Here is a 15,740-nt window from a genome sequence, read left to right on the forward strand (position 1 = left end):
CCTCACGGATCGCGGCTGCCATTTCCTGAAGCGCGCATATTTCTGGTTGTGAGCCGCCTAGCTTTTCACCTATCCGTCCAGCGGCGGAGTACGCGGGGGAGCGGTCCGACGGGTGCCTAACGCCTCAACGGCGGCGGCGAGGTGCAGTAGCGCGCTGTCGTCGTATGCGCGGCCGGCGATTGTGAGCCCTACGGGCATACCGGTGTCGGCCATGGTGCCCATCGGAACGGTCACGGTCGGTATGCCGAGGTGTCGGGGTACGAGGTTGCCGTTGGCCACCCACACGCCGTTACACCAGGCGTGGGCGGCGGATGCCTCGTTCGCGTCGGCGTCCGCCGGGCCGACGTCGGCGACGGCCGGGAAAATGACAGCGTCCAAGCCGCGCTCGTCCATCCATTCCTCGAGGTCCTCGCGGCGGGTTTCCTCCAGTCCCCGCAGTCCTTCGGCGAGGTGTGGGATTGCATGAAGCGGTGGGATTCCTTCCTCCCGCGCGCGTACGGCGTATTGGGCGAGGTCGAAATCCAGTTCACCGTAACGGTCCGGCAACGCACCCTCCGGATGGGGGAAGATCCGCGGCCCGTCGACGTCGGCGAGGCGGTGCAGGTCCGGGTCGCCGTTGGCGTCGAGGAAGTCGTTCCAGGCCCACATCGACAATTCCCACAGTTCGTGTTCCAGGTACTCGGGGCTGACCAGTCCGCGGGTGTGGATCATGGGCGCACCGGGGCGGTCGCCTTCGTAGTTGGTCACGACGGGGAAATCGACTTCTACAACCTCGGCGCCGGCGGCCTCCAGGTCACTGCGCATGGTCTCCCAGAGGTCGAGCACGGAGGGCCGGGTCTTGATGCGTTGTCCTGTGGGCCCGCCGATGCCGGGGGAGGCGCCCGTGCCCGCGTCGGGGTCGGCGTTGATGTACATTCGTGGAACTCCGAGCCGGGTGCCCGCGAGAACCCGTGCGGCGGCCGTGGCGTCGGTTAAGGCGAGGGTGCGGTAGGAGTCGGGGCGCACGCTTGACGCCGCGGGGATCTCGACCCACGGCTGCACGCGCCAGAAGTCGCCGCGGGCCTCGGTGTCGTTGGCGACTACCACGTCGAGCACCTCGAGTAGGTCGCGCATGGTTCGGGTGTGCGGGACGACGACGTCCATCGTCGGTACGAGTGGCCAGTTACCTCGCACGGAGATGATCCCGCGTGAGGGTGTGTATGCGCACAGCGCGTTGTTCGAGGCCGGTGCACGGCCTGAGGACCAAGTCTCCTCACCGAGTCCGAACGCTGCGAAGCTCGCCGCCGTCGCCGTGCCTGAACCATTGGAGGAGCCTGAGCCGAAGGCCGCGGTCAGGTAGTCGGCGTTGTAGGGGCTCTCTGCGCGTCCGTAGACACCCCGCTGCATGCCGCCATTGGCCATCGGGGGCATGTTGGTCAGTCCGATGAGCACCGCTCCGGCCGCGCGCAGTCGTTCGATAGTGAAGGCGTCGCGCTGGGCGACCAGGTGCTCGAAGGCTGGGGAGCCGGCCGCCACGGTGAGCCCGCGGATCTGGAAGCTGTCCTTGGCGGTGTAGGGGATGCCGTCCAACGGCCCCGATACCGCGCCGCGGGCACGGCGCTGATCGGAAGCGCGGGCCTCGGAAAGGGCGTCGGGGTTCATGACGACGAGGGCGTTGAGGCAGATCCCGGTCCGGTCGTAGGCCGCGATCCGGTCGAGGTAGAGACGGACCAGTTCCTCGCTCGTCACGCGGCCGGACTCCAGTGCTGCCCGGAGCTCGGCGATAGTAGCCTCGACGACGTCGAAGGTGCTCATCGGCGGTCCTCCGCACCCATTGCTGTCCGCCGGGGAGACGGCTGCTGCTGGGTGATGCAGTGGATGCCGCCGCCGAAGGCGAAGATGTCGCGGGCGTCAACCAGCTCGATAGTGCGGCCGGGGTAGGCATTCGCCAGGATCCCCGCCGCGACGGCGTCGTTCGCGTCGTCGAACGCGCACAGGATGACCGCGTCGTTGGCGACGTAATGGTTGATATAGGACCAGTCGACGAAGCCGTCGCCTGCGTCCAGGACCGTGGGGGCGGGAACATCGACGATGTGCAGGCGGCGTCCTGCGGCGTCGACGGCGTTCTCCAACACTGATCGGATCTCCCTGCTGATCTCGAAGTCGGGATGGCGCGGGTTCTCCTGCCGATGGACCAAGACCGTCCCGGGACCTGCGAACGCGGCGACGATGTCCACGTGGCCGCGGGTGCCGAACTCGTCGTAGTCACGGCTCAGCCCGCGCGGGAGCCAGATCGCTTTCGTGGTGCCGAGGCGGGCGTGGATCTCCGCCTCCACCTCGGCCTTGGTCGCCCCGGGGTTGCGGCCGGGGTCCAGCTGCACGGTCTGGGTCAGCAGGACGGTGCCCTCGCCGTCGACGTGGAAGCCGCCCCCTTCGTTGACAAGGAGGCTGGGCCGCAGTTCGGCGCCCGCCTGGCCGGCGACGAACCGTCCGACGTACTGGTCCTTTTCCCAGGCTGCCCATTCCTGGGCGCCCCAGCCGTTGAAGACCCAGTCCACGGCCACCAGGGTCCCGTCGGGCCCGTGTGTGAAGGTGGGTCCGGAATCGCGCAACCAGGCGTCGTCCAGGGGCGCGTGCACGACCGTGATCCCCTCACCGAGTGCGGCGTGGGCCGCTTCTGCGTCGGCGGGTTCAGCGACGACGGTCACGGGCTCGTGGCGGGCGATGGTCCGGGCGACGGCGGTCCAGGCGCGTCGAGCGCGCTCCAGGGTGTCGCTGCCGGCGGCACCGAAGGTGTCGTTGGGGGTGGGGAAGGCAATCCAGGTCCGGTCGTGGAGGTGCCACTCTGCGGGCATGACGGTGTCCGTTGCTATGGCAGGTTTCATGGCGGGTATTTCTTTCGATGAGTGAGGGATGGGGAGGCAGGCAGAACCGTTGCTATGGCGCAACCGCCGCGACGGTGGCGTCGAAGGCGACACGTCCGCCCACGACTGTGAGGCGCGTCCGATTGGTCAGCAGCTGCTCGGCCTCGGAGAGGAAAGGATTGGTGTCGAGGACGGTGAAGTCGGCGAAGTGGCCGGGCACGATGCGGCCCTCGCGGTCCTCGGCGCGGCAGGAGTAGGCAGCGTCGCGGGTTCCGTGGCATAGGGCGTCGGCCAGGTCCAAGGCGTAGTCCGGCTGGTTTGGCGGCAACGAGGGGTCGATAGCGGACTTCCGAGTCGTGGCGATGTACATGTTGGGCAGCGGCTGGTGCGGGGCGGTGGGCGCGTCCGTGCTCAGGGCCAGGGTGGCTCCGGCTGCGACGAATTCGGTCCAGGGGTAGGCCCGTTCGACTCGGTGGTCGCCCAGCACGGCCTTCCAGTTGTCCTGGATTGCAGGGTCGGCGTGGACGGGTTGCACGGAGGCCACCACACCGAGGGCGGCGAGCCGCCGCACGTTGGCGTCGGTGACGGTCTCAAGGTGCTCGATGCGGTGCCGGCGGTCCATGGGGCCGTTGACCCGGTGCGCCTCTTCGAGGGCGTCCAGGGCGATGTCCGACGCTTCGTCGCCGATGGCATGCAGGGCAATCTGCATGCCGGCAGCGTCGGCGGCGACCACGATCGGGATCAGGGACTCCCGGTCCCAAATGGGTTCACAGCGGCTTCCGTCGGCGTAGGGCTCCTTCATGGCTGCAGTGCAGCTGTCGATGACGCCGTCGATGACGATCTTGATTCCGCAGATTTGGAGCCACTCGCCCGAGAGCTCCGCGGCCAATTCTGCGGCCCGGTGGACCTGGGCGAGGTTGTCCTGGTCGGCCGCGTGTCGGAAGACGAGCCAGTGGCCCTTTACCCGCAGGGGCAGGGAGCCGCCGTGGCGGTGCAGGGCACGTCGGAAGGTGTCGAGGTCGTCGTCCTGAACGGCCATGTCCACGGCGCTGGTGACGCCGGCCGAGAGGTAATGGTCGAAGGCCGCCTCGAGGTGCGAGTCGCGGTCCGTGTCAGTAGCGGCCCGGGCCAGGGCGGGCCAGACGATCTGCTGCGCGGCTGTCTCGTAAAGCATTCCGTCGGCCGCCGCGGTGGCCGGGTCGCGGCCGATCCGGCCGCCGATCGGGTCTGGCGTGGCATCGTCGATACCGAGTTCCGCCAGTGCTGCGCTGTTGACCCAGACTGAGTGCAGGTCGTTGGCGTCGAGGTACACGGGTCGGTCGGCGACGGCCTCGTCAAGGATCTGGCGGGTCGGCGCAACACCCCCCAAGGCGCTGTAAAGCCAGCCTGCGCCCAGGATCCTGGGCGCCTGTGGGTTCTCCGCGGCCGCCTCACGTAGCCGCTGCTGAATGTGGGCAAGGTCCGAGGCGTCGCGCAGGGCCACCTTCTGCACGGCCTGTCCCATCATCAGCAGGTGGGTGTGGGCGTCGACGAACCCGGGCAGGACGAAGCCACCGGCCAAGTCGACCTCCGCGGCGTCGGGCCCTGCGGTCCGGCGCGCGTCGGCCTCGGTCCCGACGTAACTGAACCGGGACTCCTCGACAACAAAGGCTTCAGCAGTAGTGCCGTCTGCGGTGAAGACGGTGGCATTGGTGTAAAGGGTGCGCTCGTTCAAGGTTGGACTTTCATGTGGTGTGGACGGGGTGGCGGACATCAGGCGATCGCCGCCTGGGGGAACCTGGGCTCCGGCGACCGGCCGGCCGAGGCGGCCTCGATGCGAACGGAGATGCGGGAGATCACGATGAGCGGGATCAGAAGCGCGAAGGTCATGCACGCCAAGACGATGCCCATCCCGGCGTAGCCCATCCCGGCCGAAAGGGATGTCCCGAAGACGGGGGCGAAGGAGGATCCGATGAGGTATACGCCCAGCAGTGGGGCAGACCAGCGTCCCGAGGCGTCCAGCGCGACGGCGACAGCGAGGATGTAGACAAACGCGGCCGCGTAGATCGTGTTCCAAGCGATGATGACCGCCAGGTACCATCCCGGTTCGGTCACGGTCCCGGAGAGAAGCTTGAGAAGACCGCCCGTCACGAGAACTAGAGCAAGGGGCACGGTGCGTCCCAGGCGCCGCCCGAACACGCCGACTAGTGCTGTGGCAACCAGTCCGCCCAATGCGGACAGGCTCAATGCCAAGCCCATCCCGGTCTCGTCGAGGCGGGCCTGGTCTGCCCCCATAGTGGCGGCCACGGCCCACAGCGAGTCCTCGCTGAGCGCCCACAGGGCGAAGCATGCCAACAGCCCGACCCCCGCAAATGTCGTAGTGCGGGAGGACCCAAGGGTTGTTGTTGCGGGCAAGGAGGACCCTGAGGTGGATGTGGGGGCGGGTCGGTCCGGCAGCCATGCCGTGGTCAGCAGGGCAGCGGCAGCGAGGCCGGCAAGCAGTCCGAAGGCACTGCCCATTCCGGCCCCCAGAGCAGGGATCGCGAACAGGACGACCGACACGATGGCCCGGTTAGTGAAACCGTTGATGCCCGAAGCGCGGTCAGGGTTGCGCAGGGCGCCCAACGCAGCACCGCCGGCGGAGACGGCCCCGCCGGCGCCCATGCCGCCGATGACGATGCCGGCGATAACTACGGGTACTGACGGAACAAATGCGGCGGCACCGAAGCCCAAAGCGGTCAAGGCCAGGCCCACACGGGCAACTACATACCGGCCTCCACCGGCTGAGGACCATCGGGAGGTCAACAGACACGACGCGGCGCAGGCCAGCAGGGACGCTGTGATCAGGACACCCGCATCAGTGACGGAGAACCCGAGCTCGCCGGTCAGGGCCACGATCATGACCGGTACCAGGTTGGCGGTCATGAACCCCACGACGCTGATCCCGAAGACGGAGACGGCGCGCCTGGCCGTCAGCTGTACGCGGCCGGAGCCCTCTGGCTCCACACTGTTTTTGGACATGGTCTTCCTTCGAGGGGTGGACTAGATGTGAATGCCGTCACTAAATGAAAGGCATTCATTTAGTGTGGGGCATCTTCCGCCTCACCGCAAGAGGTTACTGAAAGGCTTTCATTAAATCTTCTGGAGCGCCCTGGCCCGCACCCCGGCAACGAGCAGATCCAAGCCGAAAACGAAGGCCGCCTCCGCCCGCTTCTCAACGGAGCCGGAATTTGCGACCGCACGATGAAGCGCGGGGAACTGCCCCTCCGGCGGTGACCAAACAACCTCCGGTGCGGTCAAGTCAAGGGCCGCCCCCAGAGCTAGATAGTCAATCGTGGCGATCGCCGGGCCGATTTGGCCCTGCTCCAGGCCGGCCCTCTCGAGCGTGACGGCAATATCCTCGTAGAGGCTCACCACGCCGAGATCCTGAACGGTTTGCGTGATCAGCAGGGGCACGAGCCGCGGGTGGGCGGCGAATCCGTCGCGGTAGGCGCGCACGAGGGCACGCAGGGCGTCCTCCCAGGGGAGACTTTCGATCCGAGGCGGAACCTGTGAGGCGAATAGCCGCCCCCGCATCAACTCGATGATGTGCTCACGATTTTCGATGTGGTTGTACAGGGCTGACTGGCTTACGCCGAGCCGGCGCGCCATCTTCGGGAAGCTGAAGTCCCCCGCCTCATCAACGAGCACTAACGCCGCCGTGACGATCGCATCGACGGACAACAGCGGAGAGTGGGGACGAGGCATCTGAGACTCCTTGGGTAGCGCAACTCCTCTGAATGTACTCTCAAATCCGTGGCGGTGAGGGCGGATGAGCCAGGGCCATGGACGCCTGCCACCTCAGAGGTCTGAGAGCGGTAAATGATCTAGCCACGGTGACACCGCCGGACCTTCGCGAAACCTGGGTTCTGTCGTTGTCCGTGGGTCCGGTCAGCGGGCGATGATGACTTTGACGCCGCTGGCTTCAAAGGCGGCCTTGTCGGCGGGGGTGATGCCGGCATCGGTGATGAGGTTGCGGAAGACGAATCCGCTCATGGTGGCGAAGGATCTTTGGCCGATCTTGGACGAGTCCGCGACCATGTATGCCTCGGACGCGCGCCGGGCCATGAGCGAGTTGACGGTGGCTTCGCCTTCGTCGTTCACGGTGGGTCCCAGTATGGGGTCCGCACCGTTGACGCCGATGAAGGCGAGGTCCAGCGCCACTTTCTGAAGGGTCGCGTCCGCGAAGGGGCCCACCAGTTCGTATGAGCGGGCGTTGACGATTCCGCCGGTCACCATGATTTTGATGTTGGGGCGCACGGCGAGCTGGGCTGCGATGTTAATCGCGTTGGTCACGACGGTCAGTGCCGGCCGGTTCGATGGAACGTTCAGGTCCGCTCTGGTGGACAGCACCTGGGCGATGGCGGTGTTGGTGGTGCCGCCGGAGAGGCCGACCACGGCGCCGTAGGGGATGAGGCTGCTGGCGGCCTGGGCTATGAGCTGTTTTTGCAGGGAATTGTCATCGCGGTTGTAGCGGCCGGGCAGATCGTAGGCCACGGAGCCCTTGACCGCTCCGCCTCTTGTACGGGACAGCAGTCTCTGGGATGCCAGGCCGTCAAGATCACGCCGGGCCGTGGCCGGCGACACGGCCAGCTTTTCAACGATTTCGTCCACTTCAACCTGTCCGCTTTCGGCAAGCAGGTTCAGGATCGCGTTAAGCCGCTCGGTCCGGTTCATGAGTCTGGCTCCAGAGTGGTGAAGAGCGTCAGCAGTCTGGCCGCCTCGGGCACGAGCGCGTCCCTGCCTGCCCGGAAGTATCTGCGTGAGTCGACCAGGGCCGGATCGGTGTCGAGGCAGGTGCGGACGGCCCGGGTGAAGAACCCGTTCAGGTGGGTGGAGACGTTGATCTTGGTCATTCCGGCGGAAATCGCGGCGACGATGTCTTCGTCGGCAACCCCCGAGGATCCGTGCAGCACCAGGGGAACATCCAGTGTCTGGTGAAGGCGGGCGATCAGTTCCAGATCGAGCGCGGCGCTGCGTTCGGTCATCGCGTGGGAGGAGCCGACGGCGACGGCGAGGGCGTCGACTCCGGTTGCGGCCACGAAATCGGCGGCCTCCGTCGGGTCTGTGCGCACGCCGGGTGCGTGGGCTCCGTCCTTGCCTCCGACCTTGCCCAGTTCCGCTTCCACGTATACGCCCATGGCATGAGCATATTCCGTGACCCGCGCTGTGGCCGCGATGTTGTCCCCGTAATCGAGGTGGGCTCCGTCATACATGACGGAGCCGAAGCCCAGATCCACGGCCTGCATGGCCAGTTGCTCGTTTTCTGCATGATCGAGGTGAAGGGCGACGGGCACGCTCGCCGTTCGTGCCAGGGCCAGCGACGCCAGGGCCAGCGGTTCGAGTCCGCCGTGGTATTTGGCGCAGTTTTCGGAGATCTGCAGGATGAGCGGCAGGCGGGCCCTCTCTGCGCCCGCGATCAGGCCTTCCACTGTCTCCAGATGGATGACGTTGAAGGCGCCCTGCCCGACGCCGCGGGCAACCGCGTTGCCCATGAGTTCTGCTGTGGGTGCAAGGGTCATGGCGTGTTCTCCTCCTGGGTGATGATCAGGTCCTGTGCCAGTTCGGCGTGGCGCGGTGAAATTTCGCCGGCGGCCGGCATGAGCACGGCGGCCGCCGACCAGGCGGTGGCCGCGCGCAGGATTTTCTCCGGATCTCTCTCGCCCGAGGCAAGGGCAACAGCGGCAGCGGCGACGGCCGCATCGCCGGCACCTGTGGGGTTGCCGGTCAGGGGCTGGGGCAGCCGCGCTTTCCAATGGCTGCCCGGGGCTTGGTCCGTGAAGGCGTACATGCCGTCGGCGCCCGCGCTGACGAGAACCATCCGTGCCCCCAGGTCCAGGAGATGGCGCGCTGCCCGGGGCAGGTCGCTCTGGCCCGTGGCGTCCATCAGTTCCTCGTGGTTCGGCTTGAGGAGGTCCGCTCCTGCCCGTGCCGCGTCCAGCATTCCCCGGCCGGAGGTGTCGATGACCGCGGGCAGGTCATGCCTGTGCGCGAGCGTGACTAGTTCCGGATAGAAATCGTCGGGGGCGTGTGCGGGGAGGCTGCCGGATCCGACGAGAACCCCGCAGCGCGGTGCGCCGCCGTCCGGGTTCCTGTCCAGGGCCTGTGCGACGGCGGCGGTCAGAGCCTGCCACTCGGAAGCCCCCAGTGGGCGTCCGTGTTCGTTGAATATGGTGGTTAACTCCCGTGCGGCGTCGACGAAAGCGATGCTTCGACGGGTAGTTGCGGTAACCGGGATGAGCCTGTGGGGCATGCCGCTGGCCTCCAACTCGGTGCGGAACACGGTTGCGGTGGTGCCTCCCACCGGTGCCACAGCGAGGACGGGGTGGCCCATTTGGTGGGCGACGCGTGCGACGTTGAGTCCTTTGCCTCCTGCCCGCTCCAGTGGTGGGGAGACGCGGTGCGTCCGGCCCGGGTGGATGCCATTGACGTGGTAGGTCATGTCCACTGCGGGGTTGGGCGTGACCGTGACGATGAGGCGCCCTGGGGCTGTTGACGGGGAGTTCATAGGGCCTCGATGTCAGATTCGATGGTGTCCAGGAGTTCACGGGCTTTGAGTGCGGAGCCGATCAGTCCGGCGTTTTGGCCCAGCGTCGCGGGAACGATCAGGGGGCGCCGGTGGATGGTCAGCAGTTCCTCCACGCGGGTCCGCAGGGGACCGAGCAGCGCCTCGCCGGCCTGGGAGAGACCGCCGCCGATGACGATCGTCTGGGACCCCAGGATCGAAACGCAGTGGACGATGCTGAATGCAAGCGCGTCGATGGCCTCGTTCCAGACCCGGCCTGCGTCCGGATCTCCGGCTGAGGCGAGGGCCAGAACCTGCTGGGCGCCGCCGGCCACGCTGCGACCGGTGGCGGCGGTGTAACGGGCAGCAACGGCTCCGGCCGAGCCCACGGCTTCGAGAATGGTCGTTGAGCCTGGCCGGTCGGGATCCGGTACCGGGGCGTGACCGAGTTCGCCGGCGTATCCGCCGCCGGTCAGGCGCCTGCCGTCGCTGAATACTGCCCCGGCGATGCCGGTTCCGATCACCAAGACGACCGCGTCGGCCGTGCCCCGGGCTGCCCCGAACCGGAACTCGGCTTCCCCCGCTGCCCCGACGTCATGCCCGAAGGCAACAGGGAGTCCGAGTGCGGCCTGTGCCCGTGCAGCGAAGGGGAAGTCTTTCCACCCCAGGTTCGCTGAGAGAATGCCTGTGCCCGTTACTTCATCGACCAGGCCGGGGACGATGAGTCCGGCAGCGCTGAAGGGAAAGTTCGCATACCGCTCCCGGAAGTCCGCCGCCAGTTCCGCGATCTTTTGAATCACGGCTCCTCCCGTGCCTTCCGGGTGCTTGGGGGTGGGCAGCCGCTGCAGGCCGATGATGCGCCCGGAGGGCAGGACGATGCCTGCCTTCATATCAGTTCCGCCGACATCGAAGGCCAGCACTGCCGGCCGGGTTTCGGCGCCGAAACGTCCGCCGTCATCATTCATTGGCTAGGCATCCAGAATGACGGATCGGCTCAGGTTCCGCGGCTGATCGGGATCCAGGCCGCGGGCGCGGGCACGTTCCAGGGCAACTTTCTGGGCCCGCACAAGCTCGGCAAGCGGTGCCGTGTCGCGGTGGATGTACAACCCCCCGGTGCCTGCCATGTCCGAGGCCAAGCCTTGCGGCTCCTCTCCGAAGAGCCAGGTGACGCGGTTGGGGGCGGCGATGGAGATAGGCCCGTGCCGGTATTCCATCGCGGGGTAGGACTCGGTCCAGGACTGGGAGGCTTCGCGCATCTTCAGGGCTGCCTCGTGGGCCAGACCGACGGTCCAGCCGCGGCCCAGGAAGGTGAACTGTTCAGCGTCGATAAGCTCCGGGGCTACCGGTTCCAGCACGGCAGCACCTGCATCGGTGATGGCCGAATCCACCGGGAAGCCCAGCGCGGTCTGCAGGTAAACCAGCGCTGTGGTGGCGAACCGGGTCTGCACGACAGACTTTTCATCCGCGTACGGCAGGCCGACAACGGAGCCGGCGACTCCCGTGATGGGCGAGCCGGTGTCACCGACGAGAGCCACGGTCGGGATTGTACCCTGCAGCCGGTCCAGGACTTCAAGGACCTCGGTCGTCGTCCCGGAGCGCGTGATCGCAACGACCGCGTCATAGCCGCGGTTGACAAAGGCCTCGGACGCCGCGAAGGCGTCCGTCACCCCACGGCCTCCCGATTCCCTCAGGGCCGCATAGGACTGGGCCATGAACCAGGACGTGCCGCAACCGATGACGGCGATCTTCTGCCCGTCAGCGGGCAGCAGGCGGCGGGCTTCGGAACGGGCCTGCTCGGAAGCCCGCGCCCAGACCTCGGGCTGGGAAGACAGTTCGGCTTCCATGTGGGCACCAATCAGGGGACGGACGAGATGCGGCTCAGTCATGAGGACAGGCTCCTTCTGGAGAGGGATCAGATACAGGTCATCAGGGAACATGAACGCATGCAGCAGGCGGCGCCGTTCAAACTCACCCAACAGGATGATTATTGCTGATTGCATTGACCATGTAAACATCACTAACAAGCTAATGACGTCTTTGGATCCTGGCCGTGCAAAAAATGACCGGAAATTGCCCGGTCCTGAGCGGGGAGGTGCTATCGACGTTCACCCGAGGAGAAGGCTTCCGCTGCAAAAAGGGTTGACCTGAGGGCTGGATCACGAGACAATCAACGGGCAGCATGATTGCAAATGATTGTAATCTTGGCGCTCACATCACATATCGTCACAACTGCTTCTCAGCTTGCGTAGGCTTTCCTGCTTCAAGCCCGCGGCGGAGGCGGGTGACGTCCGTTGAAAGTAAAGGAAGACCATGAAGAAGCCCTTGCGCACCGGCGCACTCGCCTCAATCGCGGCAGCCAGCATGCTGCTCTCCGCCTGCGGGTTCGGCGGATCCGGCGGCGGCAACGCCGGCGCCGCCGAAAACACCATCAACCTTTTGGTCCCGAGCTATTCCGACGGCACCAAGGGCCGCTGGGAAGGCATCATCAAGGACTTCGAAGCCAACAACCCGACCATCAAGGTGAACCTTGAAGTCCAGTCCTGGGACAACATCAACGATGTCGTGAGAACCAAGATCCAGGGAAAACAGGCCCCGGATATCCTTAACATCGATGCTTTCGCCGGCTTCGCCAAGGACCAGCTGCTGTACCCGGCGAAGGACGTTCTCTCGGAGTCCACGGCGAAGGACTTCCAGGACACATTCGTGAAAAACGCCTCCGTAGCCGGTACCCAGTACGGCATGCCACTGATCGCTTCCGCGCGCGCTCTCTTTTACAACAAGGACCTCTTCGCCAAAGCCGGAATCTCCGCGCCGCCGAAGACCTGGGATGAGCTGGAAGCGGCTGCGCAGAAGATCACCGCGGCCGGCACCCCCGGGTACGGGCTCCCGCTCGGTTCTGAGGAGGCGCAGGGCGAAACCGGGATCTGGTTCTATGGTGCCGGCGGCGGCTACGGCGACGCCGAGAAAATCACCGTGGACACTCCGCAGAACCTCGAGGGCGCCAATTTCATGAAGAAACTGGTGGATGAGAAGGTCACGCAGGCCAACGCCGGCGCCACCAACCGCACCCCGCTGATCAACGTCTTCATCCAAGGCCAGCTGGGCATGATCGAGGCCCTGCCACCGACGGTGGGCCAGATCAAGGAAAAGAATCCGGCCCTGCAATACGGTGTGGCCCCAATCCCCACCAAAGACGGATCGCCTTTCACCCTCGGCGTCGCTGACCACTTGATGGCCTTCAAGAACGACGGGAAGAAGCAGGAGGCGATCAAGAAGTTCCTGGACAACTTCTACTCGACCGACGTTTATGCCAAGTGGGTCTCAGCTGAAGGGTTCCTGCCCACCACCAAGTCAGGCGCCGACAACCTCTCATCCAACCCGGATACAAAACCCTTCCTTGACCTGCTGCCCAACGCCAGGTTCTACCCGTCCACCAATAAGGCCTGGACCGCAACACAGGGCGCGGTGAAGTCACTGATTGGTCAGATCGCGCAGGGCACAGACCCGGCTTCAGTGCTGAAGGACATCCAGGCCAAGGCCGACGCCGCTTCCTAGACCCCCAGACGCCGCTTCCTAGACCCCCAGGGGATGGCCGGTGACTGACGAACATGTCACCGCCGGCCATCCCCGTACAGACCCGCTGAGACCCCGGAGAATCTCCCATGAGTACAACAGTCGCCAAGGGCGATACCCCAGACACCCCCGCAGCCGGGCCTGCTGCGCCCCGGCGCCCCAAGGCCGGCCGTGGCCGGGACAGCATCTGGAAGGCGCTGCCCTGGATCGCCCCCTGCCTGGTGCTGATTTTCGGCATCGTCCTTTTCCCCGCCGCCTACATGATCTACAACGCGTTCCGCTCGATCAGCAGCTACGGGACGGACACCGGCTCCGCGGGGCTGAAGAACTTTACGTTGGTCTTCGCCGACCCTGCCCTGCCCCGCATCCTAACCAACACCGTGGTGTGGGTTGCCGCAGTGGTCATCATTACCGTGGTGCTGTCCCTGGCGCTGGCACAATTCCTCAACAAGCCCTTCCCCGGGCGGACCCTGGTCCGGATGGCTGTGATTGTGCCCTGGGCGGCCAGCGTGGTCATGACCACTACCGTGTTCGTTTACGGCCTGGACCCCTTCTACGGCATCATCAATAAATTCATGGTGGACCTGCACCTGATAGATGTCCCCTTCGGCTTTACGAAAAGCATGCCCTCGGCTTTCATCGTAGCGATCCTGACCGCAGTCTTTGTCTCCCTGCCTTTCACCTCCTACACCATCCTCGCCGGCCTGCAGGGCGTACCCGGGGAGGTACTGGAGGCCGCAAAAATGGACGGCGCCAGCCCAGCCCGCACTTACTTCAGTGTGATCCTGCCGCAGCTTCGCGACAGCCTCGCCGTGGCGGTACTGATCAATATCATCAACGTCTTCAACAACCTCGCGATCCTGAAACTCATTACCGGCTCCCTACCCGGATACGACGCCGACACCCTGATCACCCGCATGTTCAAGTGGATCCAGGTCGACCAGCGGCTGGATGTTGCCAGCGCCATGAGCGTTGTCAACTTCGCCATTGTCCTGGTGATCGTGGCCGCCTACGTCAAGATCGTCAAACCCATGAAGGAAGTGGACTAATGGCACATTCGACGCTCCCGCCCATGGCCGGCACGACGCCGGCAGGTCCCGCCGTCGTCAGCACCGCACCGCGCAAGACGCGCTATGGCAGCGACCAGGCCAGCGGCCCTCGTGTCGCTCTGCGCATGGTGGCCGGCCTAATCATCGCGCTGATCTTCATTTCTCCCTACGTGATCATGGCCATCGGGTCACTGAAGAGCCGCCCGGAGATCCTGGGCGTCCCCCCCGAATACCTGCCGGCGACGCCCCGCTTCGACAACTACGCCACCATGTGGTCAACGCCGGAGACACCACTGCCGCAAAACCTGATCTCCACCATCATCATCGCCTCCTGCGCCACCATCCTGGTGCTGCTGGTCGCCACCCCCGCCGCGTACTACACGGCCAGGTTCAAGTTCCCGGGAAAAATGGTCTTCATGTTCCTGGTGATCGTGACGCAGATGCTGCAACCGGCAGTACTGACCGCAGGCCTGTTTCGGGAGATGCTCGCCCTGAACATTGCCGACACCTGGCTCGCAATGATCCTTATCAATGCCGCCTTCAATCTCTCCTTCGCGGTATGGATCATGCACAGCTTCTTCGCCGGTGTGCCGAAGGAAGTCGATGAGGCGGCGCAGATTGACGGCGCCGGCAGATTCAGTGTCCTGTTCAAAATAAACCTCCCCCTCGTGTGGCCGGGCATCGTCACCGCCATCATCTTCACTTTCGTCTCCTGCTGGAACGAGTTCGCGGCCAGCCTCGTGATCCTGCAGACTGCCGGAAACCAGCCGCTCTCCGTCGCCCTGACCAAATTCGTTGGACAGTATGACTCCGCATGGCAGTACGTCTTCGGTGTCTCAATCGTCGCCGTCGTGCCCGTGGTGATCCTGTTCATGCTGATCGAAAAACGACTGATCGGGGGACTGACCGCCGGCAGCGTGAAGTGAACACCGGCAGAACGCCACGACATTCCAAGCCATCCGACGCCGGGAACCTCCCCGGTTCCACGACAGGAACAACGAAACTCACGTGAAAATCATCAAGACCGGCACCTCCGCCCAAGCCGGTGTCCGCGCCGCCCGGATCGTTGCCGCACTGATCAGGGAAAAGCCCGATGCAGTCCTGGGGTTGGCCACCGGCTCCTCACCCCTGCCCTTGTACGAGGCACTCGCCCGGGAGAATCTCGATGTGCGGAACGTGCGCGGATTCTCCCTCGATGAATACCTCGGACTGGGCTCCACGCACAAGCACAGCTACGCCCAGGTCATCCACCGCGAAGTCATCGACCGGCTCGGTCTAACCCCCTCCCTCATCCACACCCCGGACGGACAGGCGCAGGACGCCGCCCTGGAGGCTTCAGACTTTGAAGCCCGCATCCGCACCGCCGGCGGCATCGACATCCAGATCCTCGGCATCGGTTCCAACGGACACCTGGCCTTCAACGAACCACCGTCCTCATTTACCTCCCGGACCCGAGTGGTTGAACTGGCGGACAGCACACGAACAGACAACGCCCGGTTCTTTGACTCGCTGGAGGACGTTCCCATCCACGCCATCACCCAAGGCCTGGGCACCATCTCCGAAGCACGGCACCTGCTGCTGATCGCCCACGGCCAGCGCAAAGCCGAGGCCGCGGCGCGGGCCATCGAAGGGCCCGTCACCGAGCAGTTCCCGGCATCCATGATCCAACTCCACCCCCACGTCACCGTCATCCTCGACGAGGCAGCCGCAAGTAAACTGCAGCGCAACTGACACGCCGCAGCTGGGCCAACG

General features: G+C 65.4%; 14 protein-coding genes. 4 read left to right on the top strand and 10 right to left on the bottom strand.

The annotated features are described in order from the left end of the window. Positions 1 to 69: 69 nt before the first annotated feature. The 10 genes from ACQCSU_RS19275 to ACQCSU_RS19320 all read right to left on the bottom strand — a co-directional run bounded on the left by ACQCSU_RS19275 (position 70) and on the right by ACQCSU_RS19320 (position 11,252). Complete coding sequence (locus ACQCSU_RS19275; RefSeq protein WP_426976880.1) at positions 70 to 1,794, bottom strand: amidase; 1,725 nt, start codon at positions 1,792 to 1,794, stop codon at positions 70 to 72. Next, positions 1,791 to 2,864 (bottom strand): agmatine deiminase family protein, encoded by a 1,074-nt coding sequence (locus ACQCSU_RS19280; protein ID WP_426976881.1) that lies wholly within the window; start codon positions 2,862 to 2,864, stop codon positions 1,791 to 1,793. The genes ACQCSU_RS19275 and ACQCSU_RS19280 overlap by 4 nt, the downstream gene beginning before the upstream one ends. A 52-nt stretch (positions 2,865 to 2,916) precedes the next feature. After that, positions 2,917 to 4,557: an amidohydrolase gene (locus ACQCSU_RS19285; protein WP_426976882.1), complete on the bottom strand. Its 1,641-nt coding sequence runs from the start codon at positions 4,555 to 4,557 to the stop codon at positions 2,917 to 2,919. A 38-nt stretch (positions 4,558 to 4,595) separates the two neighbouring features. Then, the gene (locus ACQCSU_RS19290) at positions 4,596 to 5,843 is read right to left on the bottom strand and encodes an MFS transporter (protein WP_426976883.1); all 1,248 of its coding nucleotides are present in this window, start codon (positions 5,841 to 5,843) and stop codon (positions 4,596 to 4,598) included. A gap of 111 nt (positions 5,844 to 5,954) precedes the next feature. Continuing rightward, positions 5,955 to 6,569 carry a TetR/AcrR family transcriptional regulator gene (locus tag ACQCSU_RS19295; RefSeq protein WP_426976884.1) on the bottom strand — a complete coding sequence of 205 codons (615 nt, stop codon included), beginning with the start codon at positions 6,567 to 6,569 and terminating at the stop codon, positions 5,955 to 5,957. A gap of 183 nt (positions 6,570 to 6,752) precedes the next feature. Continuing rightward, a complete protein-coding gene (locus ACQCSU_RS19300; RefSeq protein ID WP_426976885.1) occupies positions 6,753 to 7,538 on the bottom strand; it encodes a DeoR/GlpR family DNA-binding transcription regulator in 786 nt (261 codons plus the stop codon). Next, a complete protein-coding gene (locus ACQCSU_RS19305) occupies positions 7,535 to 8,383 on the bottom strand; it encodes a class II fructose-bisphosphate aldolase (RefSeq protein WP_426976886.1) in 849 nt (282 codons plus the stop codon). Before ACQCSU_RS19305 ends, ACQCSU_RS19300 begins: the two co-directional genes overlap by 4 nt. Then, positions 8,380 to 9,369 (bottom strand): 1-phosphofructokinase family hexose kinase, encoded by a 990-nt coding sequence (locus ACQCSU_RS19310; RefSeq protein WP_426976887.1) that lies wholly within the window; start codon positions 9,367 to 9,369, stop codon positions 8,380 to 8,382. The genes ACQCSU_RS19305 and ACQCSU_RS19310 overlap by 4 nt, the downstream gene beginning before the upstream one ends. After that, positions 9,366 to 10,331 carry an ROK family protein gene (locus ACQCSU_RS19315; RefSeq protein ID WP_426976889.1) on the bottom strand — a complete coding sequence of 322 codons (966 nt, stop codon included), beginning with the start codon at positions 10,329 to 10,331 and terminating at the stop codon, positions 9,366 to 9,368. Before ACQCSU_RS19315 ends, ACQCSU_RS19310 begins: the two co-directional genes overlap by 4 nt. Positions 10,332 to 10,334: 3 nt before the next feature. Further along, the gene (locus tag ACQCSU_RS19320; protein WP_426976890.1) at positions 10,335 to 11,252 is read right to left on the bottom strand and encodes an SIS domain-containing protein; all 918 of its coding nucleotides are present in this window, start codon (positions 11,250 to 11,252) and stop codon (positions 10,335 to 10,337) included. A gap of 424 nt (positions 11,253 to 11,676) precedes the next feature. Here ACQCSU_RS19320 and ACQCSU_RS19325 point away from each other — a divergent pair, with 424 nt between their 5' ends. The 4 genes from ACQCSU_RS19325 to nagB all read left to right on the top strand — a co-directional run bounded on the left by ACQCSU_RS19325 (position 11,677) and on the right by nagB (position 15,719). After that, on the top strand, positions 11,677 to 12,921 hold the full coding sequence (locus ACQCSU_RS19325) for an extracellular solute-binding protein (protein ID WP_426976892.1): 1,245 nt from the start codon (positions 11,677 to 11,679) through the stop codon (positions 12,919 to 12,921). Between the two features lie 107 nt (positions 12,922 to 13,028). Further along, positions 13,029 to 13,988: a carbohydrate ABC transporter permease gene (locus ACQCSU_RS19330; RefSeq protein ID WP_426976893.1), complete on the top strand. Its 960-nt coding sequence runs from the start codon at positions 13,029 to 13,031 to the stop codon at positions 13,986 to 13,988. After that, positions 13,988 to 14,914, top strand: coding sequence for a carbohydrate ABC transporter permease (locus ACQCSU_RS19335; protein WP_426976894.1), 927 nt, complete (start codon positions 13,988 to 13,990; stop codon positions 14,912 to 14,914). The genes ACQCSU_RS19330 and ACQCSU_RS19335 overlap by 1 nt, the downstream gene beginning before the upstream one ends. Positions 14,915 to 14,996: 82 nt before the next feature. After that, the gene (nagB, locus tag ACQCSU_RS19340) at positions 14,997 to 15,719 is read left to right on the top strand and encodes a glucosamine-6-phosphate deaminase (RefSeq protein ID WP_426976895.1); all 723 of its coding nucleotides are present in this window, start codon (positions 14,997 to 14,999) and stop codon (positions 15,717 to 15,719) included. Positions 15,720 to 15,740 lie beyond the last annotated feature (21 nt).

The sequence above is a fragment of the Pseudarthrobacter sp. O4 genome, from assembly GCF_050157025.1.
Classification (GTDB): domain Bacteria; phylum Actinomycetota; class Actinomycetes; order Actinomycetales; family Micrococcaceae; genus Arthrobacter.